The organism is Pseudomonas sp. C321 (assembly GCF_055407105.1).
The window spans coordinates 231021-256318 of the sequence record NZ_JBUZRB010000004.1 but is presented as its reverse complement, the minus strand read 5'-3'; the positions used below and the strand labels follow the sequence as shown (position 1 = coordinate 256318).

General features: G+C 59.7%; 12 protein-coding genes and 3 pseudogenes. 3 read left to right on the top strand and 12 right to left on the bottom strand.

The window, feature by feature from the left end; genetic code table 11:
* Positions 1-62: 62 nt before the first annotated feature.
* Both ACZRJ6_RS13890 and ACZRJ6_RS13885 read right to left on the bottom strand, forming a co-directional pair.
* The gene (locus ACZRJ6_RS13890) at positions 63-1490 is read right to left on the bottom strand and encodes a cbb3-type cytochrome c oxidase subunit I (protein WP_463968717.1); all 1428 of its coding nucleotides are present in this window, start codon (positions 1488-1490) and stop codon (positions 63-65) included.
* Between the two features lie 3 nt (positions 1491-1493).
* Entirely contained in the window at positions 1494-1934 is a 441-nt protein-coding gene (locus ACZRJ6_RS13885) for a c-type cytochrome (RefSeq protein WP_133101017.1), read from the bottom strand.
* Between the two features lie 95 nt (positions 1935-2029).
* Between ACZRJ6_RS13885 and ACZRJ6_RS13880 the strand changes: the two are divergent.
* A pseudogene (locus tag ACZRJ6_RS13880) lies at positions 2030-2542 on the top strand (transaldolase family protein); the annotation flags it as partial.
* Positions 2543-2710: 168 nt separating this feature from the next.
* Here the strand turns inward: ACZRJ6_RS13880 and ACZRJ6_RS13875 are convergent.
* Positions 2711-2836, bottom strand: a pseudogene (locus ACZRJ6_RS13875) (IS3 family transposase); the annotation flags it as partial.
* Positions 2837-2910: 74 nt separating this feature from the next.
* Between ACZRJ6_RS13875 and ACZRJ6_RS13870 the strand changes: the two are divergent.
* Positions 2911-3225: pseudogene (locus ACZRJ6_RS13870) on the top strand (transposase domain-containing protein); the annotation flags it as partial.
* A gap of 42 nt (positions 3226-3267) precedes the next feature.
* Here the strand turns inward: ACZRJ6_RS13870 and ACZRJ6_RS13865 are convergent.
* The 8 genes from ACZRJ6_RS13865 to ACZRJ6_RS13830 all read right to left on the bottom strand — a co-directional run bounded on the left by ACZRJ6_RS13865 (position 3268) and on the right by ACZRJ6_RS13830 (position 23461).
* A complete protein-coding gene (locus ACZRJ6_RS13865; protein ID WP_463968718.1) occupies positions 3268-3669 on the bottom strand; it encodes a HEAT repeat domain-containing protein in 402 nt (133 codons plus the stop codon).
* A gap of 10 nt (positions 3670-3679) precedes the next feature.
* A complete protein-coding gene (locus tag ACZRJ6_RS13860; protein WP_463993542.1) occupies positions 3680-3901 on the bottom strand; it encodes an EndoU domain-containing protein in 222 nt (73 codons plus the stop codon).
* 27 nt (positions 3902-3928) lie between these two features.
* The gene (locus ACZRJ6_RS13855; protein WP_463968719.1) at positions 3929-4624 is read right to left on the bottom strand and encodes a transposase; all 696 of its coding nucleotides are present in this window, start codon (positions 4622-4624) and stop codon (positions 3929-3931) included.
* Positions 4625-4736: 112 nt separating this feature from the next.
* Positions 4737-4934 (bottom strand): DUF4926 domain-containing protein, encoded by a 198-nt coding sequence (locus ACZRJ6_RS13850; RefSeq protein ID WP_463968720.1) that lies wholly within the window; start codon positions 4932-4934, stop codon positions 4737-4739.
* Between the two features lie 10 nt (positions 4935-4944).
* Positions 4945-19305, bottom strand: coding sequence for a two-partner secretion domain-containing protein (locus tag ACZRJ6_RS13845; RefSeq protein WP_463968721.1), 14361 nt, complete (start codon positions 19303-19305; stop codon positions 4945-4947).
* A gap of 30 nt (positions 19306-19335) precedes the next feature.
* Positions 19336-21045 (bottom strand): ShlB/FhaC/HecB family hemolysin secretion/activation protein, encoded by a 1710-nt coding sequence (locus ACZRJ6_RS13840; protein WP_463968722.1) that lies wholly within the window; start codon positions 21043-21045, stop codon positions 19336-19338.
* Between the two features lie 146 nt (positions 21046-21191).
* Positions 21192-22376 carry a sugar transporter gene (locus ACZRJ6_RS13835; protein ID WP_463968723.1) on the bottom strand — a complete coding sequence of 395 codons (1185 nt, stop codon included), beginning with the start codon at positions 22374-22376 and terminating at the stop codon, positions 21192-21194.
* 86 nt (positions 22377-22462) lie between these two features.
* Positions 22463-23461 carry a bile acid:sodium symporter family protein gene (locus tag ACZRJ6_RS13830; protein WP_463968724.1) on the bottom strand — a complete coding sequence of 333 codons (999 nt, stop codon included), beginning with the start codon at positions 23459-23461 and terminating at the stop codon, positions 22463-22465.
* Positions 23462-23547: 86 nt separating this feature from the next.
* Here ACZRJ6_RS13830 and ACZRJ6_RS13825 point away from each other — a divergent pair, with 86 nt between their 5' ends.
* Positions 23548-24336: an AraC family transcriptional regulator gene (locus ACZRJ6_RS13825; RefSeq protein WP_463968725.1), complete on the top strand. Its 789-nt coding sequence runs from the start codon at positions 23548-23550 to the stop codon at positions 24334-24336.
* Positions 24337-24465: 129 nt separating this feature from the next.
* Here the strand turns inward: ACZRJ6_RS13825 and ACZRJ6_RS13820 are convergent, their stop codons facing one another.
* Positions 24466-25215 (bottom strand): IS5 family transposase, encoded by a 750-nt coding sequence (locus ACZRJ6_RS13820; protein WP_463968726.1) that lies wholly within the window; start codon positions 25213-25215, stop codon positions 24466-24468.
* Positions 25216-25298: the final 83 nt, after the last annotated feature.

Sequence of the window (25298 nt, the reverse complement as noted above, 5' to 3'; positions counted from 1 at the left end):
CCAGACGTAAAACGGCCCGCTGTATCAGCCGGACCGCCCTCTTGGGGATTAACGTTCAGCGATCAATAGACAATCGGCTCCGGTGCGCCCGCCACCTTGACCCGGCCCCGCTGACGGAAGCTGTACAGGTAGCAGAGCAGCCCCAGCAGGAACACCACGCCACTGGCCAGTCGCGCCCAGAACAACAGAGTCAGATGATCCATCGTGGCCATGAACGGCAAGGCCACACCGTCTACCTGCCAGCGCTGCAACCAGACCTGCACTGCACCGGCGGCGGTGAGGAACAGGGTGATCATCACCATGGACAAAACCATCATCCAGAAGCCCCAGATTTCGATAGTCTGGGAGCGCTGGTCCGGCGCTTCACCCAGGCCACGCAAGCGAGGCATGGCGTAGCTGATCAGCGTCATGACGATCATTGCGTAAGCGCCGAAGAACGCCAGGTGCCCGTGGGCCGCTGTCAATTGCGTGCCGTGGGTGTAGAAGTTGACCGGTGCCAGGGTGTGCAGGAAACCCCAGACCCCTGCGCCGAAAAACGCCGTGACGGTAGTGCCCTTGGCCCACAACGTGGCCGCACGATTGGGGTGCTGGCGCCGACGCTGTTTGACCATGGTGAAGGCAAACATCACCATCGCCAGGAACGGCAGCGGTTCAAGCGCGGAGAAGATCGAACCAACCCACAGCCACACCTCGGGTGCGCCGATCCAGAAGAAGTGGTGACCGGTGCCAATGATCCCGGTGATCAGAGCCATGGCGATAATTACGTACAGCCATTTCTCCACCACTTCACGGTCGACACCGGTGACCTTGATCAGCACGAAGGCCAGCATCGAGCCCATGATCAGCTCCCATACGCCTTCCACCCAAAGATGCACCACCCACCACCAGTAGAACTTGTCACGTGCCAGGTTGCCGGGGTTGTAGAAGGAGAACAGGAAGAACACCGCCAGACCGATCAGGCCGGTCATCATCACCATGCTGATGGTGGTCTTGCGGCCCTTGAGCAGGGTCATGCCGATGTTGTAGAGAAAGCCCAGGCAGACGACAACGATGCCCATCTTGGTAATCGTCGGCTGCTCCAGGAATTCACGGCCCATGGTCGGCAGCAGTTCGTTGTGGGTCAGCTTGGCCAGGGCCGCATAGGGCACCAGCAAGTAACCGAGGATGGTTAACACGCCAGCGGCGGCAAACACCCAGAACAGGATAATCGCCAGTTTCGGACTGTGCAGTTCGCGGTCAGCCTCCTCGGGAATCAAGTAGTAGGCTGCGCCCATAAAGCCAAACAGCAGCCAGACGATCAGCAGGTTGGTGTGGACCATCCGCGCCACGTTGAAGGGAATCAACGGGAACAGAAAGTCGCCCACCACGTATTGCAGGCCCATGATCAAACCGAACAGCACCTGGCCGAGGAACAGGATCAGCGCGAAGACGAAGTAGGGTTTGGCCACAGCCTGGGATTGGAATTTCAGATATGGATTGGCGATGCGCATTCCTCAGCCCTCCTTGTTTGGCGGCCAGCCATTGGTGTTGATCTTCGAGCTCCATTTAAGGAACTCGGCCATATCGTCCACCTCCTGCTCGCTTAAATTGAATTGCGGCATGGCGCGCCGCCCGGGTACGCCCAACGGTTGCATTTTCATCCAGGCGTGCAGGAAGGGTTTGAACGCTTCGTCACCACCCCGGCGGTTGAACACATTGCCCAGCTCCGGCGCAAAGTAAGCACCCTCGCCCAGCAGGGTGTGGCAGCCGACGCAGTTATTGCGCTCCCAGACACCCTTGCCGCGTACGACTGACTCGGTGAGCTGGTCCTGGTTGCTGCGGGCGGGAAAGGTTTGTTCGGTGTGGTAGGTCAGTGCCAGGAATATCAGGAAGAAGAACACGCTTCCTCCGAAGTAAATATTCCTGGCCATGCCCTTGGTGAAGGTCTCTGACATGGTCGCTTCCTCATTGCTTGGCAGGGACCATGATAGAAAGTGAGGGGGTAAAAGCTGCTTGATGGCGATCAAGAAATGCCGATGGTTTTGGTCGGGTATCGGTGGGCTGCGGCATCCTGGAAGTGATTCCGGGGCGTATCTCCATCGAGGTCGACGCCCGCCTATCCTTCGACGAAGAGGCGCTGTGGACCAAGGCCAACCAGTTGATCGCCCTTTACGACCAGGCTGGCGTGAGCCGGGACCGCGTCCTGATCAAGCTAGCCTCTACTTGGGAAGGCATCCGCACCGCCGAGCGCCTGGAAAAAGCCGGCATCCAGACCGTGGTCATGGGCGCCAGCTTCCGCACCTTGAGCCAAATCGAACAGTTGGCCGGTTACGACCGACTGACCATCAGCCCTGACCTGCTGCAAAAACTCGATGAAGATCAGGGGCCACTGGAGCGTTTATTGGTTCCGGGAAATGCCGGGGAAGCTCGCCTGCACCTCAACAAAGCGCAATTTCGCTGGGCGTCCAATGAAGATGCGATGGCCACGGAGAAGTTGGCGGAAGGGATTCGGCAATTCGCGCGCGATCAGGAAAAGCTGGAGAGTGTTCTGGCTGCGTTATGACGGGCGCTGGTAGGCCGATTATCGGCTGCCGATCTGCTGATCCCGGTGGCATAAAAGAAAGAAAAGAAAGGGGACGCCCATTAGCCGGTCTCAAGTCAAGGTTAAAAGCCACCTCGCCCTGCAGTTTTTAACTGCAGGCTTTTCCTCTTCTCTAGCCTGTTTGGTTGAACCCGTCGTTGTACGGGCGCGACGCAGCAATCCCCAGACCCGACGGTAGCCATAGCTGGGCAGTTCGCTGACCTGTTGCTGGATTTCAACCACCAGATCAGCATCGTCCACAGGCCTGCTTCGCCGTACTTTGGTCATAAACATAACCGTTTGCCTATCCCTTATCGTAAGGGGGAAACGGTGTCCTGTCTTTCATGGGGCTCGAGAAGCTGTCCCACGAGATCGCGCTGCTTAAGCGCTTCAGGTTTGCCAAGCGCAGCGAGCAGCTAAGTCCGGATCAACCCAGCTTGCTCAACGACTTGATCGACACCGATATCGCCGCTATCGAAGCCGAACTTGAGGCGCTGCAACCAGCGCCTGTCGAAGGCAAAGTACGCCAGCAGCCCAAGCGCAGACCGTTGCCACCACAATTTCCTCGCACACTGATCTATCACGAACCAGAAAACAGCCATTGCCTGTGCGGCTGTACTCTCAAGCACATAGGTGAAGACACATGCTACTCGATCCCAGTGACTCGCCCGCCCTTCAATGACCCACACTCGCCCTTGGTTATTTTATTATTTAAGCTTTCTGATCAACGTCGCCACCATTAATTCCAGGGTTCGCGTTGAAGCATCAACGCCTTCGCTCAAGGCCGTTATGACTGGCTTCGCATCAAGAATATAACCCGCCAAAAAGAGCGCATCGATTGACTCAAGTGCATGAATGACCACTGACTCCTCTTTCGCTTCAAGCAACCTTAAGAGTACGTGCAAAGCTCGTTCATCACTCACATCACTGAGGGATTCGGCACACCGGCCCAGCCACACATCAGGCTTCACGCCAAGGGCAGACTCAAGTTCACGCCAGTCCGAGTCAGCGAACTCAGAGACCTGAGCGCAAGCAATATCAACGCCAACATCCGACCAGTAGTCTTGAGAACCGATCGAATCCAGAAAAACCTCATATTCTTTAAACATCGCTCACCTATCAGAATTTTGTCGGATCCGTACAGCCTCTGCCGCAAGGATAGCCAGCGGTCACACGATCACCGACTTTAATAACCTCGACTTTAACCCCATTGACTGTCGTTTGATGCAATGACGCCCCATCAGGTCGAGTGGCGAGAGCCGGCCCGTTTCCGGTGGCTCGCACCGCGCTCATAGTCTGCGCATCCGTCCACGACGAAGGAAACAAGGTGTTGTTTTTGATCTTGGAAATAAGGGGACAGATTTATTTTTATGCATCACGCCGTGGCCTACCCTGCCCCCGATGCTCTATTCGGATTCCTGCTATACGCTCAACCTCATCAATGAAACGAGTAGTCCCGGTAAGTTGCCCACGCTGTAGAGCCTGACGAATTGTCTTTAGCTCTTCACTTGAAACAGCCTGACTCATAAATGCCTTGTAACTTTCGTGACGCTCCAGCGTTGTGCCCCCTAACAAATCAAAACAGGCATCAATATCCAACCAATCACTATCAGGTGAACCGCCAACGCGGGCGTTATAACTCGACCATGGGTAATCCGCTGCATCTGCCACCATGCAAGCACGTACAGGATTCAGTTCGATGTACCGACAACACGCCAGTAGGTAAGTCTCAGATTGCACCACACTTGACCTGTAGCGGCTTTCCCATAACGTACCTGTTCGCCCCTCTAGCCTGTTCCGATAACGGGTGGCACGAGCCGCAAGCGCCTTCATTAACTGCCCCAACCCAGCCACCGACTCGCTTGGCGCGACTAACAGATGAACATGATTGGTCATCAGGCAATAGGCGTATACTTTTACTCCAAATGCATCCTTGAGTTCTCGAAGATCTCCTACATAGCGCTGGTAGTCTTCCGGCGCTGCAAACACCGTCTGGCGGTTGTGACCACGTTGCACAACGTGGTGGGGGTAGTTTGGCAGAACAACACGTCCCATCCTGGGCATAAGCAACCTCCTTTCTTAGGAGCTTACAGCTTAGCAAATGGGTGAAAAATAAATCTGTCCCCTTTTCTTCCGCTGGTATAGAAATCAGGGACCGCCTTAGCGCCTTTTGCACCTACTTATACAGCTGGAATTGATCAGAGGATAATGCCAACTGTGCAACTGTTCGCCCCTGCTCGTCACAAAACTCTATTTCATACCCCTCAACTGGCTGACTATAGATCTCAATAATCGCCCCCTTCATACCCGCCCGCAACCCCTCCTCCGGAATATCCTCGATTAACACAACCACATCAAAAAGCGAATAACCCACCTTATACTCCTTACTTGACATAGAGGGTCGTCATCCTAGGCGTGGCAGAACCCGGATCATATATCCAGCCTGTACGGACAGTTGCCGTATTACCGTTTGGCCCAGTTATTGGCATATCTATAGTTATACGCTGACCAAATTTATCAGAAGCGCCTAACTTCGCAGGATACAGCATCGCACCCTCCTGTACTTTTGTTATTAAACTGGCAGCATTCGTTTGATTGTAGCCCAAGGCCGACTCAAAGACCTTTGCTTTGTTACCGCCAACAGGGTGCGCTGTGTTCAATGCATAAGATGTCACTTTGCTCGGATCAATAACCGCTTTTTCTGCATTTACCAACCGGCCAGATGCTTGGGTCTGAATGACAGCCTCTGCGTGAGTGTAATTTTTCCAGTTACCTGTCGGGCCTGCTAGAGGAGTCCGCGGCACGGTAGCAGCTACCTCGCCGGTTGCTTTTGCACCATAGGGCACCGTTTGGGGAACATTGACCGTACCGCCAGCGCCGTCAGTTGCACTCGTCTTACCGCGAGTCAGCAAAATCGAATCACCGGCCCCTGCCAACTTGCTGGCCCCCTTGAATAGGGCGATTTCCAATGCAGCTTTGGCCGCCGCAGTCCCATAATCACGCATAGGGTTAACATCGCCGGGGTAGGTATCCATACTGAACGAGTCGAGTACCTTGCTCCCCTGCGTGTATTGATAAGGCGTTAGAAGCGCACCCGTCGCCTGCATACCATCGTGGAAGGAAAGCGCGCCGCCCAAGCCAGAAAGTGCAGGTGCTGCACAACCCACGACGGTCACGCAGGCAGGCGCCATCAGGATTGCTCCGCCGAATCCGCCAGCAGCCCCCATTGCCCCAAGGACAGCTCGCCCCGCATTTCCAGAGCGGGTAAGTGCCTCGTCATTCCTCAACAGCTTGTCGTTTGCTTTATCCCACCTGCCGTACTCATCAAAAGCACCCGTTGCCAACAGTTGTTTCTGAGCATCTTTAAAGGCGCCGCCATCCAACTCAAGATCGCGGATGTATTTGTAGTTTGGATCTTCAGTCGGAACGGAAGCGCTGCAGTGCACCAAGGCACATGCCGCAGCCTTCAATTGATAAGCGTTGTTCGGGTCGTCTTTCTGCAACGCCTCAAGCGCGATCGTTTCCTTCTGGTGCAGTTGACGGTTGTACTGATCCGCCATTTGCGAAATCCAAGACGCTTTATTGACATCACCTCCGGCCAGCCCTGCCGCAGTCAAACCGACAACTTGTGCGAACGCTTGTCTCAACTCCGGTTGCTTATCAAACGTATCGTTCAGGACCTGCGCCATTGCCTGGCTTGCCCCCGCCGCGATAGCCCCAGTCTTGAAGTCACCGCCCGTGGCGCTGGCAACCGCACCACCAAACAAGGCGTGCATGGTGACTCGGGCTGAACCTCCCTCCGCCCACATCGCCATGCCAGTGGTATCACCGACGTTCTTTGCGGCCTGCCAATGCTCCTGGGCATAGCTGCCCACGTAGTTGAAGGCCGTCGCAGCCACCACATTCCCGGCCTGTGAAACCAAGCCACCGGTAACGTTCTTACTCAGACTTCCGCCACCAACCACGGTCTGGATGGTGCCAGCAGCCACACCTTGAGCTGCCGCGTGAACCGCAAAGCCTCCAATACCCTCCAGCGTTTTGAGATCAAAACCTTTGGTGAGGTTATTGAAAGGCTTGGTAGTGCCTCCCAAGTTCGGATCGATGACACCCGTTGTGAAACCGGCAGCAAGGCCAGAAATCAGCGCACTTTTCAGGTTGTCACTGCTGAATGTGTCTTTGAAAGCAGCCCCGAGATTGCCTTTGTTGTTGATGACGCTAACGGCCCCGGTGCCCGCCATGGAGGTCAGCATTCCGGTTGCGATCACGTTACCCCAACCCGCAGCCGATGCAGCTGTAGCCACGGTAGCGGCGGTGGTTGCGGTAGCTGCAGCCCCGGTGGTAGCAGCTGCGCCAGCAGCCATCACAGAGCCAGGCGTTGCTCCGGCGAGAGTAGCAACACCCGCGCTCGCGGTCCCTGCGGTCAACACGGTCACAATAATAATGATAGCCAGCATCGCCCCCTGCCCAAGGCTGGAGTTGCTGTACTTATAGGAGTCGTGCGTCTCCTTGATCAGCTTCCAATCAACATCGCCGCGCTTCTCAGCCTCCTTCAACCACGCCATTTGCGGATCAGCCTTCACCATCGCATCAATGGCCTGGCTGACGGTCTGTTGATTGACCTGTTTGACATCGATATGCAGACCATCAACGGCCTTGATCGCGATTTCACCCTTGGCAACCATTTGGGTCTGCCTGAGGGTCTCGTCGGTGTTGCCTTTGCCGCTCATGCTGTTCCAGGCAAGGCTGCTTTTGCTCTTGGCGTGGCTCTCCTGATCGAGATCTTTGACGCCCTCGAAGGTCACGCCACCACCGCTGGCGATGGTCAGGTCATTGCCACTGTCCAACTTGGCAGCCTGGTATTTCTGGTCGCCCTGACTCTGAATCGTGAGGTCGCCACCGGTTTTGATTTCACTGCCAATGTTGGTGACTTTAGTCACTTCGTCACGCTGGGTTTTCTTAGAGCCCCAACTCCCCTTCTTCTTCATGTCATACAGCGAGTAATCACTGTCCTCCGCTGACAACAAGCCCAGGCTGCCACCCGCCACTAGGTACGCCTCATCCCCTGCGCTGATGCGGCTGGCACTCATCGCCAGATCCTTACCGGCACTGAGTGATACGTCCCCACCGGCACTCAGCGTGGTCGACACCTGACTGACATGATCTTCCTGACGCTTTTCCTTTTTAGATTTACTCGAGAAGTGTTCCTCATCCGCTGCGGACGCCAGAAGCATATCGCCGCCAGCGCTCATATTGATGTCCCGCTTCGCATCGATCTGGCTGGCGATAGCCGTGATATCTCGGCCCGCTTTGACGTTGATATCGCGACCTGCGTCTACGCTGGAACCGTGTTGCGTGGCATTGCTCAATTGCAGACGCTTGCCCATATCGGTGGCATTGCGCTCTTCGGCAGACACCAGGCTGGCATCCCGTCCAGCCACAATTGTCGTGTCACGACCGCTGTGCAAAACGCCACCGATGCTGGCAACGTCTTTGCCGGCGCTGATATCCAGGTCATTGGCCGCCTCAACTCGAGCAGCACTGTCAACGTAGTCGCGATGCTGCGAATACCCCGCCCCTTTGTCGTCCCACCCGGTCACGCTGCGTTCGTTGATCACATCCCCATTGATCGCGGTCATCGTCACATCGCGTCCGGCGATGATGCCGCCGGCTTTGTTGACGATATTGTTGCCGGCCAGCAAGTCCAGACGATTGCCCGCCTCGATCAGCCCGCTGTTGGTCAGGTCGTTGGCCGCCTTCGCCGACAGGTTGTTGGTGGCGCGCAGGGTGCCGGCGTTGACCAGGTTTTCGCCGGCGATCAGGTTCAGGTCGTTACCGGCGATCAAGGCACCATTCGAAGCCAGGCGGTTGTCGGCCTGGGCCAGGTACAGGACGGGCACCAGGACCTTTTCACCGTTCACTTCGTGTTGTTCCAGCCACACGATGTCATGCGTCAGGGCAGCGACCTGTTGCGAGGTGAGGCTCACGCCCACCGACAGGTTGAGTTGCTGTTTGCTGCTGATCGCGTTGTCCATCAGGTACTTGAACAGCTTTTCGTCGGTGTTCTGGCCGTCGATAAAGCGTTGACCAGTACGCGCTTGCACTGCCTGCTGAACCAGGCGCTGTTCGTAGAGGCCATCGCCCAGGCGCTTCCAGCTCTCGTCGGGGTTGTAGCCCAGGCCTTGCAGCATGTAGTCCGAGCTCATGAATTGCTTGAGGTCGGTGAGTACCGGGTTGGTTTCGATCAGGTACTTGTGCGGCTGCGAGGCCGCACGGCTGTCAGGCAGGCCTTGGACCCGGCTGAAGGTTTGGCTGGTCAACGGGGTGGGTTGCCCGACGGCAGTCTGTGGCGCGATGGCAACCACGTTGGTGCCACGGTCACTCAGGTCGGGGCGAGCGCCGCCGGATTCATTGGAAGCGGTGTGCACAACTCGGGCGTCGCGATCGGCAGCAGTCATACCGGGCAGGTCGATTGCGCCGACCGCAGGCCGGGAACCATCAGCCGGGTTGCGGGCATCAATGCCTTCTACGCGGGTGATGTCGGCGCCGCTGGTACGGCCAGGTTGTAAGGTCTGCACGTCAGCGCTGCCGACTGCGTCAATCTTGATGGCGCTGGCGACGGCGTCGATTGCGTTGGCTTCGCGGGCGGCCAAGGCGATTTGATGCGTACTGGCGGTGACTTGGGCAGCGCCCTCGACTTGGATCGTACGCCCCTGGTTTTCAGGCAGCGCTTGTTCACGCTTGGCCGGGTCAATACTTGCGCTGCCCAGTGTCCAATTTTGAGCCTCGCCCTGATTGCCGATCGCCTGCCCGCTGGTGCCGCCCTGCCCACTCAAGCGGAACAGGCCGTTCTGCCCGCTTGGCAAACCGAAGCCCGGCAGGGTCAACGGGTTGACTTGCTGTTGGGCAAGGTCGGGCGGTAATTGTGCGTTCAGCACCACAACTTGGGTTTTGTTGGCGCCCACACCGGTATCCAGCGAGCGGCCACCTACGCCAAGCGTGGTTTTAAGCACAGTGATGTTGCTGATGTTTTTACTGGCGGTGAGTTGAGCATTGCCGCCGGCCTGGATAATTGCCGGGGCCACCACTTGCGTGCCGCCGCGCACGGCTATGGGCGCATTGATGCCCGCGAAGATCGACGGGCTGAACCTTGCCATCAATGCAGCGAAAGCCACCTCATCCACAGGCGTGCCTTGAGGGTGCGCTTGGCTGTAGGCCTGAACCGCCGCAACCATTTGGTTGTACTGGCCCTTGGGGATTTTTGTCGAGCCCCAGAAGTTCTGATTCTGAGTACCGGAGCCCCCGGTGGCGGCCAGGTTCAGGATGTTCTCGCCGGTAATCGACAGGTCATTGGCCGCCGACACCACGCTGTAGCGGTTGGTGAAGTTCTGGCCGCTGATCACCATGTTGCGCCCTGCGCTGAGAGTGGCCGAAGGTGAGTCGGCTTCGACCACGCTCTCAACCGTGCGGCTCACGGTAAGGTTAGGTCGTCTGTCGCTCCAGCCGCCGCTGCAATGTTGCGTACAACGAATGCTCACGCCCGCCGACGTCAACCGCTGGTTGAGCTGGAATTTCTCGCGTTCGTTGACCACCTCATTGGCCGAGAGCCTGAGGTCGCCCATGCTTTCGATGCTGGCGGAAACGTTCCTGACGCTTTGTGCGGATGTCCCATTGGCAACACCGGCCACCGTCAGGTTGCCCAGGCTGTAGATGTCCGAATAATTGTTGGTAAGGCTGCCCAGGTTGAACGTCGAGTCTTGGCCGCTGAACACCAAGCTGCGCGCATTGAGGTCGCCCGCAACGTGGTCGTTGAGCAAGCTTTGGGCAGTCACGTCAAGATTCTGTGAGGCCCCAAGCGTCCCAGTGTTGACCACGCTGCCGGCGTCAATGCGCAGGCCACTACCGGAGGTCAGGCGCCCTCGGTTAGTCAACTGGCCGCCGACTGTCACGTGAGTCGCTCCCGCGACTGCCAGGCTGCCGGACTCTTTGAGGATCATTTGCGAAGCGGTCAGGTCCAGCGTACCGAGGCCGCTGATTCGACCGTTGCCTTCATAACCGCCGCCCAACTGCACCGCCACGCTGCCGTCACTGGCAATCAAGCCATCGTTGTTCCAGTTACCGCCGCTGCCGACAAGGCTTTGCGACGCCAGCAATTGCCCGCCTGCGGTCTGGTTCAGGGTGTTGACGTTCACCGTCAAACGGCCCGCCTGGATCACACTGCTGTTGGTCCAGCTGTCCGCAGTCAGGGTCAAGCCGCCGCGCGTCACCACGTTGCCGCCGGCACGGGTGAGGTTGGCGGTGGCGATATCAAACGTCCCAGCGCCGCCGTGCAGCACACTGCCGTCCTGGTTCTGCAGGCTCCCGGTCAGCGTGAAGTCGCTGTTGGAGGTCTCCAGCCGGCCATTGCGGTTGTCGATCTGCCCACCCACCTGAACCGTGGTTTTGCCGCTGCTGCCAAGCGCACGCAGTTGGCCGCCGACGTTGTCGACGTCACTGGCCAGCAGGTTTAGCGTGGTGTCGCTTTCGATGATCCCCGCCTGGTTGCGTAACGCACCGTTGAGCCCCAGGTCGATCACGCCGGCGCCAATCTGGCCGTTACTGTTGTCCAGCGTTTGCCCGCCGACGCGCACCAAGCCCTTGGCGTACATGCCGCCGTTGGCATTGGCGAAGTAGTTGGCGTTGACCACGGCGTCGCCGGTCTGCGCAGCGATGCGCCCGTTCTGGTTGTCGATGCGGTTGGCGAGCAGGTTCAGGCCCTGGGCGCTGACCAGTTTGCCGCCCTGGTTATCGACGTCGCCGCTGACGGTCAAGCCCAGGCCGGTCTGGCCTTGCACCTTGCCCTTGGCGTTGTTCAGGCCAGCAGCGTTCAGTTGCACGTCAGCGTTCTGGCTGTAGATCAAACCGTCGGTTTGGTTTTGCACGGCGCCGGTGCTGGTGATTGCCACCCGTTCTTTACCGGCGAGGGTGCCGCGTTCGCTGTTGTCCAGGCCGCCGGTGAGCAGGGTCAGCAGGCTTTGGCTGATGATCTGGCCGTCGGCGTTGTTGTAGACCTGGTTGGCCCGCTTCAGCAGCAACGGCCCGGCGCTAGCCAGTTTGCCGCCGCTGTTGTTGAGGTTGCCGAGCAGGTCGAGGGTCATCCCACCGTTGCTGATCAGGCTGCCACCGTTGTTGGTGAGGTCGATGCCGGTGAAGGAGAACCCTTGTTGCACGTTGATCGTGCCCTGGTTGGCCAGGGTGCCCGCTTGCACATCCAACTCGGCACCGCTTTCGATCAAACCACCGTCGCCGCTGACCAGTGCGTCGGTCACCGCCAGTTTTTGCCCGGTACCGCTGGAAAGCACGCCGTTGCCGCGATTATCCAGGCTGGCCGCGCTGACGTCCAAACGCCCGTGGCTGACGAGTGCACCGTCGGTGTTGTTTTGCAGCGCGCCGGACAGGCGCACATCAATCGCGCCGCTGCGGCTGGAAAGTGTGCCGTGGTCGCGGTTGTCGAGGGTGCCGCCGCTGACGTTCAGGCCTTCCCAGCCGCTCAGCAAGCCCTTCGTGGTATTGACCAACGTGCCCGCGTTGACGCTCAGCGCCTGGCTGCTGATCAGCTTGCCGCCGGTGTTGTCCAGGCTTCGCGCCGTCACAGAGAAGCTTTGCTGGCTGGAAATTTCGCCGCCCTGGTTGTTGAGGTCACGCAGGTTTTTCAGGGTCAGCGGGCCGTTGGCAAGCAGTAGGCCGTTGCGGTTATCCAGGTGGCCGTTGTTGAGATCGAGGGTCACGCCTTGCTCGCCGACGATACGACCGCCCGCCGAAGCCAGAGCACTGACGCCGACAGCCATCGCACCTTTGGCCGAGACTTCGCCGCCGTTGCCGGTGTTGAGGCTGGCAGCAGTGAGGTTCAGGCTCCCCAGGCTATTGATCAGGCCCTGGTCTTGGTTATTCAACTGGCCGTCGCTGCTCAGTAGCAGGTCGCCGCGGCTGCTCACAGTACCGCCACGGTTGTCCAAAGCCGCCGTGCGGGCATCGAGGCCGGCAGCGCCGATCATGCCTTTGAGGTTGGTCAACGCCTGATTGATCCGCAGTGTCAGGCCGTGGTTACTCAGCAGTTTACCGTTGCTGTTATCCAGGTTTTGCGCAGCCAGGGTGAAGGCTTGGCCGCTGGAGATTTCGCCATTCTGGTTGGTGACCGTGTTGAGGTTGTTAAGTAGCAACGGGCCCTTGGCATTGAGGAAGCCGCCGGTGTTGTTCAACTCGCCGTTGTTCAGGTCCAGGCTCAAGCCGGCGTTGCTGAACAGCTTGCCACCTTGCTGGTCCAGCCCGGTGACGCTGGCGGTCATACCCTTCTCGCCGCCGATGCTGCCGCCGTTGTTCAACTGCCCGGTGGTCAACGCTAACGTATCGCTGCTGTTGAGGTGGCCACCCTGGTTGTTCATCGTACCGGTGGTGACCAGAACCGGGCCCTTGCCGCTGATGGCGCCTTGATGGTTGCCCAGACTTGCGCTGTGCAGCGTCAGGCTGCCGTCGGTGACCAACTTGCCGTCTTGGTTATCCAGGTTGCCGGTAACGGCGACGTTCAAATCTTGGCCGCTGGAAAGGCTGCCCTTGTTGTTAATGAGGCTACGCGCCTTGACGCTCAGCGCGTCTTCACTGCTGAGCACGCCTTCGCTGTTGTCGAAGTCGCCCGCCAGTTCCACCATCAGCGGTTGTTCGCTGAGCAGCTTCCCGCCGTTGTTGTCCAACGAGGTGCCGGTCAGGGTCAGGCGCTGGCCGTTCAATTCACCAAGAGTGCGGTTGATCACCTGGTCCACCGCCAGGCTCAGGCCGCCGCCCGCAAACACCACGCCCTTGTCGCTGTTGTTCAACTGCTGGCCGGTGACGCTGACGTCGGCGTTGCCAGTCAGCTCACCGGCACGGTTGTCGATCGTACCCACGTCGAGTTTCAGCGCTTTTGTCGCGCCTACCAGACCGCTGCGGTTATCCAGACTTGCACCGCGCAGGTGCAGGCCTTCGGTGCTGATCAGCTTGCCGTTCTGGTTGTCGAGGTGGTCGGTGTTAACGCTAACCTGAGCCTTGCCGGCAATCTCGCCACCACGGTTATCCAGGGCTGCGCCGGTCAGGAGCAAGGCACCGTCGGCAATCACGCTGCCGCGCTGGTTATCCATCCGTTCGGTAGCGCTGATCGTGACATCGCCCCGGCCACTGAGCAGGCCGTCGGTGTTGTTCAAGCGGGTGCTGCGGGCGTCAAGGCCAACGGCGTTAATATGGCCTTTGACGTTGGCCAGCACTTGGTCAACGCGCAAGGTCAGCCCTTGGTTGCTGATGAGTTTGCCGTTGCTGTTGTCGAGGTTTTTTGCCGCCAGCGTGAAAGCGTTCTGGCTGGAGATTTCGCCGTGCTGGTTGTCGATGCTGGCGAGGTTGTTCAGCACCAGGATCGGTGCGTTGATCACGCCAGCGTTGACCAGCTCGCCGTCGTGCAGGTCGAGGTTCAGTTGCGTGGTGCTCAACAGCTCGGCGCCGCCCAACTGCGTGAGGCCGGTGAGGTTGGCGTTCAAGCTGCCAACGCTGCGGATATGCCCGCTGTTGGTGACGTGGGTGGCCGTGAGATCGAGGCTGTCGGCACTGGTGACCTGACCGTCAACGCCGTTGTTAAACACGCCGGTCGCGAGGGTTGCGCCGCCCTGGCTTTTGATCAGACCGTTAGTGTTATCCAGGCTGGCACTGGTCAGCTTGAGGTTTTGTGCACTCTCGACGGTGCCGCCCTGGTTAATCAAATCCGTGGCGCTGGCGATCGTCAGCGGGCCGGCGCCGGAGAGGCTGCCACCGGTGTTATCGATGCGCTGGGCAGCCAGGTCTATCGACCCTTCGCTGCTGAGTTTGCCGCGCGTATTGTCCAGCCCTGCCGACAATTGCAGCGCCAGGGAACGCTTGGCGCCGAAGGTGCCTTCGGTGTTATCCAAACGGCTGCCGGTAAAGCGGGCGTCCTGGGCGAAGACCAATCCCTTGGCCTGGTTGATCACCTCGCCCATTGCCAGTTCCAGCGCAGTCCCGGCCAGCAACTTGCCGCCGCTGTTGTCGAGGCGCTGGCCGCTGAAGTCGATGTTTTGCTGGCTGGAGATTTCCCCGGCGCGGTTGTCGGCGTTGTTGACCTTGAGTTTCAACGCTTTTGTCGCGCCGAGAACGCCGCCGTTGCGGTTATCCAGGGTGTCGGCGTTGAGGGTCAGGTTGCCCTGGGCGACCAGCTGGCCGCCCTGCTGGTTCAGGATACCGACGGTAGCGTCCAGATCAGCCTGGCTGGCAATGCGGCCCTTGGCATTTTCGACGCTGTCGACAGTGAGGTGCACCGGGCCGACGGCGCTGGCCAAGCCGCTTTGGTTGCTCAGCGACTGGCCGGTGAGTGCCAGCGCCTGCTTACTGTTGAGCACGCCCTGACGGTTATCCAACTGGCCGACGTACAGGTTCAGGTCCTGATTGGCACGCACCGCGCCGCCACGGTTATCCAGGCTGGCGCTGCGCAGGGTCAGCAGGTTTTGCCCAGACAAGCGGCCTGCACGGTTGTCCACGCTACCGGCCTGGATATCCACGACGCCTTTGGCCTTCACACTGGCCTTGGCTTGGTTGTCCAACAGGCCATCGACCTTCACGGTCAGGCCGCCATCGCTCACCACGCTGCCGGATTGACTGTTATCCAGGCTGGCCGAAGTGACATTCAAACGCTGGCCGCTGCCTAAGGTTCCGCCTTGGTTGAACAGGGCACCGGTGGTGGTCAGGTCGAGGCTAATATCACCCATTACGTGGCCGTCGTTGCGGTTATTCAACGTCATCGCGTTGACCACGCTCGCGCCGGTGCTGGAGACTTCACCGTCGTCATTGAGCAGGTCGCCACCGAGGCTCAGCGTCAGGTCCTTGGAGCTGCTGAACACGCCGCTGCTGTTATCCAGGCGTGCCGCCTGGGCGCTGAGCCCGGCGGCAGAAATCTGGCCTTTGATGTTGATCAGTGCCTGGTCGAGCTTGAGGGTCAACGCTTGGTCACTGAGCACCTTGCCGTCGCTGTTATCCAGGCTTTGTGCGGCCAGGGTGAACGCGTGCTCGCTGGATATCTCGCCGTTCTGGTTGGCGACCGTGGACAGGCTTTTAAGCAGCAATTGGCCCGGCGCATGGATCAGGCCACCGGCGTTATTGAGGTGGCCATTGTTCATGTCCAGGCTCAGGTCGCTGAGGCTGTAGAGCTTGCCGCCACCGCGCTGATCAAGACCGGTGATGCTCGCGGTAAGCGCCTTGTTACTGGCGATATTGCCGTCGAGCCGGTTATCCACCTGCCCTGCGGTCAAGTCCAGGCGATCGGCACTGGTGAGGCGCCCGCTGTTCTGGTTGTTCAACGCGCCGGTGGTGACCTTCACGGCACCGTCGCCGATCAGCTTGCCACCTCGGTTGTCGAGGCTGGCGCTGTTGAGGGTCAGCGCCATGGCACTGAGCAATTCACCGTTGCGGTTGCTGACGGCGCCCGTGGCGTTCAATCGCTGCGCCGCGCCGCTGCTGATGCGGCCGCCGTCGTTGTTCAGTGTGGTGGCTTGCAGCGTGAGGTTGCCATCACTGCGCACGGTGCCTTGTTGGTTGTTCAGCTGTTCAAGGGTCAGCTGCATGGCGCCGTTGGCCAGCAGGTGCCCGCCGTTGCTGTTGTCGAACTGTTTGCCGCTGAAGGACAGGTCGGTGAGGCTGGAAACCTCACCCCCGCGGTTGTCCAGGTTGTCGACGCTCATTGCCAGCGACTTACGCGCATTGAGCAAGCCGCCTTCGCGGTTATCCAGCAGCGTGCCGTTGACCTGCATCGCCCCCGCCGACGCGACGCTGCCGCCACGGTTATCCAACTGGCCGATGCTCAGATTCAGCTGTTGGCCGCTGACGAAACGACCGCCACGGTTGATCGCGATGCCGGTATGGGTGACGGTGAGCAACGTGTCCCCTTGAAGCAGACCATGGCTGTTATCCAGCGTCAGGCTGCTCAAGGTGGTGGTCGCGCCGATGATTTCGCCTTGGCGATTGTCCAGCGCGGTATCGACGGACACCTTCAGGTCATCGCGTACTTTCAGCGTGCCTTCGGCGTTGATCAGGCTGTTGGCCTGAAGGTCCAGCCCAGTCGCGGCAACCAAGCCTTTGGTGTTATCCAGGGCCTTGGCGATGCGCACCAGCAACCCTTGCTCGCTGAGCAATTTGCCGCTGCGGTTGTCGAGGCTGTCAGCGTTGAAATCCAACGCTTGTGCACTGGAGATTTCCCCGCCTCTGTTATCGACGCTGTTGAGGTTGTTCAGCAGCACAGCCGGCGCGTGGATCAAGCCGCCCTGATTGTTCAAGTGGCCGTGGTTCAGGTCCAGGCTGACGCCCGCTTGGCTGTAGAGGTTGCCCTGGGCGCTGTTGTCGAGGCTGGCGGCGCTGACTTGCAGCAGGCCGCCCGCGGTGAAAAGACCCGTCTGGTTCAACAGTTGCGCGCTGATCCGCGCGGTCAGGCGGCCGTCACTGGTCAGCTTGCCGCTGCTGTTGTCCAGGCTGCCGGCGGCGATATCAAACCCTTGCCCGGCGAACAGCGTGCCTTGGCGGTTATCAATCAGGCCAAGGCTGTTGAGGGTGAGCGTAGTGTCGCCTTGCAGCAGGCCCTGGCGGTTGTCCAAAGACGCGCTGTTGACCGATGCGGTACGCGCCAACACCTTGCCGTTACGGTTATCCAGCGCCGCATCGACCTGCGCGAGCAGCCCGTCACCGGCGCTGAGTGTGCCGCTTCTGTTGTCCAGGCTGCCAGCACGTACATCCAAGGCTTTGGCCGAGACCAGGCCTTGAGTGTTGTCGAGCGCTTGGGCGATGCGTACGGTCAGTGCCTGTTCACTGAGGAGCTTGGCGTTGCGGTTGTTCAAGGTGTCGGCGGCCAGGGTAAATGCCTGGCTGCTGGAGATTTCACCGCCTTGGTTATCGACGCTGTTGAGGTTGCTCAGCAACAAGCGCCCCGGGGCATTAATCACGCCGCCCTGGTTATTCAGGTGGCCGCGATTGAGGTCAAGGCTGACATCGCTCTGGCCGAAGAGCCGACCATCATCGTGCTGATCAAGGCTTTCGACGCTGGCATTGAGCGTCTGCCCGCCGCTGATGCGCCCGCCCGCGCTGTTGTCCACGTGGCCGGCTTTCAAGTCCAGGCGGATATCGCCGCGCAAGGTACCGTGCTGGTTATTAACCGGGCCCGTGGCATTCAGGCTCAACGTCTGCCCGGCCGACACCAGCCCCGCCACGTTATCCAACGCTGCCAATTGCAGCGTGACTTGCGCCTGGCTAGACAGCTCGCCACTGCGGTTGATCAGTTGCCCGATACCGGCCGTAAGGTTGCCGGTACTGGTGACCAGACCGCCCTGGCTGTTGAGCAGTTGATCGGCTTTTATGCCAAGGCTGCCCGCGCTGAGGATTCGGCCTTGGTTCTGGTTATCCAGGCGTGTGGCGGCGAGTCGCGCGTCGCGTTGGGCGCTCAACGTGCCGCGCTGGTTGGCCAGTTCGCCAGTGTTGACGGTGAGGTCGCGGCTGGCAATGACGGTCTTACCCGTGTTGTCGATGGCCTGCGCGTTCAGGCGCACATCGCCTCGGGTGTTGCGACTGGTGTCGGCGTTGACGCCAGCTTCGATGATTCCGTTGTTGGTTAGCCGGCCACCGGCGTCCAGCGTGATGCTGTCTTTGGCGGCGAGGGTTTGTTGGTTGGTCAAGGCACCTTGGGTTTTCACCGATAAATCAGTACCGGCGTAGACCGCGCCTTTAGCTTCGACACTCTGAGCTTTCACGTTAACGGCTGTGGCTGCCGAGGTCTGACCCATGACCACATGGCCTGCGGCATCAATCTGGATATCACCGCCGGCAACCATGTCACCCGACAGCCGCACACCCACACCGGTTTCGGTACCGACCAGCTTGACCGCGCCTACATACATACCGCCCAACGCCGACGAGTCGATCGCCAGGTCCGGCGCCTGGCTGCCATCCGCCGCGCGCGCCGTGGCGTTCAAGGTGCGTGCGTCCACGTCATTGCGACCGGCGACGATGGTGAGTTTCTTCGCCTGAATCTGCGCGTTGATTTTTGCGGCGCGGGTGATGATTTCGAACTGATCGACATTGCTGGCGTTCAAGCCGGCACCGTCGATGGACACATTGCCCTGGTCGACCTGATAACGATTGATCTGGCCGTTGTCGATGATCGCCTTGCCGGTGGTCAGGGTCACTTTCGGCGTATTGATAAAGCCGCAGCCATTGCAACTGATGCCATAGGGGTTGGCCACGATCACATGGGCCGACTGCCCCGCCACTTCGGTGTAGCCGCGCAACTGGCTGGGGCTGCCGCCGTTGACTTCGTTGAGGATGATATTGGCCGCCTGGCCCCGCAGGTTGGGGTTACCGACGATGATCCCGCCCAGTTGGGTATCCTGGGTCCGCCCTGTGGCGTTGTTGAGGATCAGGCCCGGCGCCGCGACGTTGTAGTCCTTGAACTGGTTATGGGACAAGCCGTTGGCATTGGGCGCCGCAATGTTGACGATGGGCACGCCGTTGCCCGCCTGGCTGAGGCTGGTGCCCGGTGCACTGACCACGATGCCAGCGGCCTGGGCCCACAGCGGTTGCCAGAACATGGCATTGGCCAGGATCAGCGCCAAACCGCGCTTGGGCAAACCCCAGAAGCGCTCGCGCGACTGCAAGGCAGCCGATGGTTGGCGGACCAGAAAAGCAAACTGTCGAGCATCCATGGCGTAGTCTCGTTGCAGCAGTAGCGGCAATTAGAGGAAGAAATCCATCCGGAAATAGATCGGGCTTTCGCGGTCGGTGATGGCGTTGGGGCGTTCCAGGGAATGGGCAAAGGTCACGCTGGCGTTGACGTGCTTGCCCCGGGCGAACAGTTCCAGAGAGTTGCTGGAGACGCGGCCGTGTTGTTCGAAGTTGTAGCGATCGCCACGAATCACGCCCTGGTCGTAGCCGATGCTGGCGCCGTATTCGGCCAGCACCGGTTGCAGCCACGGCAGGGTCACCGGGCGGTTCCAACGCAAGTCGTTGCGCCAGTAACCGCCGCTGTCGCCGGTCAGCGACTGATCTTTATATCCGCGAATCGACGACAGGCCGCCCAGGCTCAGGCGTTGCGGACTGAACAGAGGGTCTTCGCTGCGCTGGCCGGTCATCAGGCTACTGAAGCTCAGTGACTCGCCCCACAACTTGAACGGCTGCAGATAGCTCAGGGTGGCGGTGTATTTGCGGTAACTGACGTCGGGCTGACCGGGTTTGAGGTCGTGATTGCTTTGCGCATCGAAGGCACCAATACCGTTCTGCATCCCCAGGTCGAGGTTGACGAACGCGCTGCCGATCCGCCGGCCATGGTTGATGCCGAACTGCGCTTCGCTCAAGCGGTTGCTGCTCAGGGCCAGCTTGCTGTCTTCGATGTAGTTGTTGGTGCGCAGGTAGGCCAGGCCTGTATTGAGAGAGGTCTTGCTCACCGCGTCGCGATGGATGACCCGCTCTACCCGAAGTTGATGGTTCTGGGTGTCACCGGTCTGCTTGAAATTGAAACCATTGGCCTGGGCCTGGGAGCGGTAGGCGCTCTGGCTGTAGCTGTAGCTGACGTTCCACCAGCCCCAGGGCAGGTTGTAATAGAACATCTCGTTGTGGGACGTGCGGAGGTGATCGCTGACTGCATCGTGACCGCCGCGCAGCATCAACTGGTCTGCCAGGCCCAACGGGTTGTCCCAATCCAGGGTGGTGCCCCATTGCTGTTCGCCGGTGGCTTTCTGGCCTTCGTTATTGCGCGAGAGACTGGCGCGCCAAGGCTTTTGCGCAGCGTTCTTGACCAGCACCGTGCTGCCACCGACGGCGGTGCCGGGGGTCAATTCCATTTGTGCCTGGTTGGAGGGCAAGCGGTTGAGCTGGTCCACCATCTGCTCGATGTCCCGCAGGTTGAGCAGCTCACCGGTGGTACCGGGAAAGGCCATGACCAATTCACGTCGTGACAAGCCGCTGCCGGCGTCGCTGCTGATACCTTCCAGGCGGCCTTCAACCACCTGGATATCCAGATGCTGGCGGGACAAGTCCTGCTGGGGTAAATAGGCACGACTGGTGACGAGGCCCTTGGCCAAGTAGTGGTCGGTGATGACTTTGAGCAAGGCATTGAGCTGCTGCACGCCCAGGCATTGGCCGACATAGGGGCGAATCAGGCGCTCGCGCTCACTCGTGGAGAGGCTGTCCGCGCCCTTCACTTCAATGCTGTTGATCGGGAAGCAACGGGTGTCTTCAGCCGCCGGTGGAGCCCCCGGGACCGTGTCCTTGCCGGGCAGGTTGCGCAACTCGTCCAGGCGCTTGCGCTGTTCTTCGAGGAGACGATCCTGACGATCACGAATCAAGTCCTGCACGCCAGGGGTGGCGGCAAGCACGGGGGAAAAAGCGTTCAAGCCCAGGACAACAAGGCAAAAACACAACCTCATGAAGAGGCGGCGGGAGAACATGATTCAATCCTTCGAGATATCACGGTGCCATCATTGGGCCGCGATACTAAAAGGATAAAAAACTGGCGTCAACTTAATAGCATCACGTCTACGCTATTAGAGTTGACTCTCCAGACTCTAGCGATCCACTCGGATCAGATCAGGTTCTACCCACGAGCCATACCCTGGCCAAACCGGTAGATCACCAGGCAGTAAAACCCCAGCGCCACTGCCGCCAGCAATCCCCCCACCGCGCCGATATAGGCGAAGCCAAACTGCACGCCCACCCAACTCCCCAGCAATGCCCCGCCGCCGATGCCGATGTTGTAGATCCCGGAAAACATCGCCATCGCCACATCGGTGGCATCCGGCGCCAGCACCAGAACCTTGGATTGCAGCGCCAGGCCGAAAGCCATGATCGCCATGCCCCAGAACACACTCAGCGTCACCAGGTACGAGACCTCGCCGCTCAACGGCAGCAACAAGGCCAGGCACAAGGCGAGCACGGTCACGGCCGCGATAAGAAAACGGTAGGGATTGAGGCGGTGCACCAGGCTGAACAGCAGCGAGCCAATGATGCCCGCGCCGCCGAATACCAGCAGGATTAGCGTCACTGAATTGCCACTCAGGCCAGCGACGCCTTCGACGAAGGGTTCGATGTAGCTGTAGGCGGTGAACTGGGCGGTCACCACCAGGGCCGTCAGCACATAGAGCGCCACCAGCGCCGGGCGCTTGAACAGCATCGGCAGGCTGCGCAGGGAACCCGAGTTCTGGCTGGGCAGCAGTGGCAAGGTTCGCGCCAGCCAGAACACCAGGGCGGCAGCGAACGCGGCGATCACCAGGAAGGTGGTGCGCCACCCCATGGCTTCGCCCAGCAAGCGTCCCAGCGGAATACCCAGCACCATCGCCAATGACGTGCCAGTTGCCAGCAGCCCCAACGCCTGGACCTGCTTGCCCTCCGGCGCCAGGCGCACCGCAAGGGACGCGGTAATGGACCAGAACAACGCATGGGACAGCGCAATGCCGATGCGACTGACCATCAGCAGGCCAAAGCTGGTGGCCACGCTGGAAAGGATATGGCTGACGATAAACATGCCGAACAGCACGATCAACAGCTTGCGCCGCTCGACGTTGCGGGTCAGCAACATCACCGGCAGCGAAGTCAGGGACACCACCCAGGCATAAATGGTGAGCATCAAGCCAACGCGCGCGGTGGGCAGGTCGAAGCTGGCGCCGATGGCACTGAGCAGGCCGACTGGGACGAATTCGGTGGTATTGAAGACAAAGGCCGCCAGCGCGAGGGCGATGACCGGTTGCCAGTTGGCTTGAGGTGTTGTTGAAGAAAGGCTCATTTACAGGTCGTCGTACTCGTTGCGCGCATATCTTGCCGGCCCGATGCCAGCCCTTGAGCAGCGCGCAAAAATAGTAACACGATGGTTCAGGGGTCCACTTGCCCCATTAACTCCGCGATTGTCTCCGGCCGCTTGGCATAACGCTGGGCCAGGGCCGCGCAGACCATCAACTGGATCTGATGAAACAGCATCAACGGCAGGATCAGCACGCCTATGGTGCTGCCGGCGAACAGCACCTGGGCCATCGGCACGCCAGTGGCCAGGCTTTTCTTCGAGCCGCAGAACAGGATAGTAATGCGGTCTTCCTGATTAAAGCCGAACGCCTTGCCCAGCACCGTGGACGCTACCAGCACCAGCGCCAGCAACACACAGCAAGCGACGACCAGGCCACCCAGTTCCCACAGCGGAATCTGGTGCCAGATACCTTCGTTGACCGCTTCGCTGAATGCGCCATAGACCACCAGCAGGATCGAACCCTGGTCGACGAACTTCAACCAGGCTTTATTACGCGCCACCCAGGCGCCGATCCAGCGGCGGGCGATTTGCCCGGCTACAAAGGGCAGCAACAACTGCACACTGATCTTGAGGATGGCATCGACGGTGGAACTGCCTTCGCCGTGGACATTGAGCAACAACGCCACCAGCAACGGCGTAAGAAAGATGCCGAACAGGCTGGACGCCGCCGCACTGCAAATCGCCGCCGGGATATTGCCCCGGGCCAGGGACGTGAAGGCAATCGCCGACTGCACGGTGGCCGGCAACGCACACAGGTAGAGCATGCCCATGTACAAGTCTTTGCCGATCATTGGCGACAGCAGCGGCTTGAGTGCCAGGCCCAACAGCGGGAACAGCACGAACGTCAGGCTGAACACCAGCAGGTGCAGGCGCCAGTGGCCGGCCCCGGCGACGATGGCCTGTTGCGACAGCTTGGCGCCGTGGAGGAAAAACAACAGAGCGATGGCCCCGTTGGTCAGCCAGCCGAAGGCCACGCCAGCCTGGCCGCTGACGGGCAGCAGCGAGGCGAGGATCACCGTGCCTATCAGCGTCAGGGTGAAGTTGTCAGGCAAAAAGCGTGGGCGGGTCATAAGCAGGATCTTCCAGGGGTTGCCAAGAGCATCGAAGCGACTCTAACGTAACGGCTTGTTACCGACTAACGCCAATGAGCCAGTAAATGCCGCCTAAAGGACATGAAAAAACCGTCCGCCGCAGCGTGCCTGGGCTTTCCAGCCTGCCACGGCCGGTGTATGGCCGCACCGAATCCCTGCCCAACCGCGCCCTGACCCACCGCCATAGTCATCCGTGGGTGCAGTTGTCCTACGCGATTTGCGGGGTGCTGGAGATCCAGACCAGCGCCGGGCGCTTTGTCGCGCCGCCGCAACGGGCGGTGTGGATACCGGCCGGGATGCCGCACCGGGTGTTCAGTTCGCCCCATACCGAGATGCGCAGCCTGTACCTCGATTGCAGCGTCACCGCCTGGGCGGCCGAGCGTTGCCAGGTGCTGGCGGTGAGCAGTTTGTTGCGCGAATTGATCCGCAGCTTCAGCGAGTTGCCGGTGGAGTATGCCGAGGATGGTCCGCACGGGCGGCTGGCCCAGGTGGTGCTGGACCAGTTGGCCGCTGCGCCCCAGGTGGACTTGATGTTGCCATTGCCCCTTGACGGTCGTCTGCGGCAGATCTACCGCAGCTTGAATCTGCACCCGGAACAGCAGACCACTCTGGGGCAGTGGAGCCAGAAGCTGGGAGTCAGCGAGAAAACCCTGAGTCGATTGTTTTTGAGAGATACCGGTTTGACGTTTCGGGCGTGGCGCCAGCGGTTACGGCTGCTGAGCGCCCTGCCCGCGCTGGAACAGGGTGAGCGGGTGACCGATGTGGCACTGGCGTGTGGGTACGAGTCGACTTCGGCGTTTATTGCGGCTTTCCGCCAGCAGTTTGATGCGACGCCGGGAGAGTTCTTCCGCTAATGACCAGGCATGGGCTCAACTGCCCTCGCCGCCAGGGCCAAGGTGGAACGTTTGAGTGTCATGAGGAATCTGCCGCGACATGAAGAATGGCAGCGAGCGTAGCGGTGATTGCTAGGGTCTGTTCCCGTTTCACATGGGTAGCCAGAGGAAGGCACAAGCCATAGCCAACACGCTTTCGTAATTTCTCTTGAATTTGTCGAAACGCGATGCGACTGCTCGATAGTGCTTCAGCCGGGCAAAGGCGTTTCCTACCAGGTGCCGGTTGCGGTAAAGCCCTTTATCCAGATCCGCATTGCCTTTCACGGAGTTGCGTTTCCTCGGAATCACTGCTTTGGCACCTTGTTGTTCAACCTGTTCACATACGGCCTCACTGTCATAACCTTTGTCCGCAATGATCGTTTCTGCAGTGGGAACCTTGGCAATCAACGCAGGCGCCTGTGTGCAGTCGTTGATCTGGCCCCCAGTGATTTCAAATACGACTGGTAGCCCGCAGGCATCTACAGCCAAGTGGATCTTGCTGGTGTTGCCTGCTCGGCTTTTCCCTATTGCCTCATCCTTGGCACTGGCAGCACCTGCACTGTGCTGGTGGGCCTTGGCATAGCTGCCATCGATGAAAACCCATTCCATGTCCGGTTCAGTCACCAGCGCCTGAAAAACCTTGAGCCACTTACCTGACGCAGACCAGGCATTGAAACGCTTGTAGACTTTGCTCCTGCTTCCGAATGCCTCGGGCAAGTCTCGCCAGGGGCATCCTGTGCGCATGCGATACAGCATGCCTTCGACGGTCATCCGTAGATCACGCTTGTTGTAGATGGCCTTGTGCAGCAGAATTTCCCGCAGCTTCGACCAGTGCTCATCACTGAGCAGTAATCGGGGCATTGCAAGCTCGTATTGGCGTTGTGTGAGAGCTACAACGATACGAGTTTGTTCTTATACATCAATGATTTAGATCGAATCTGGAA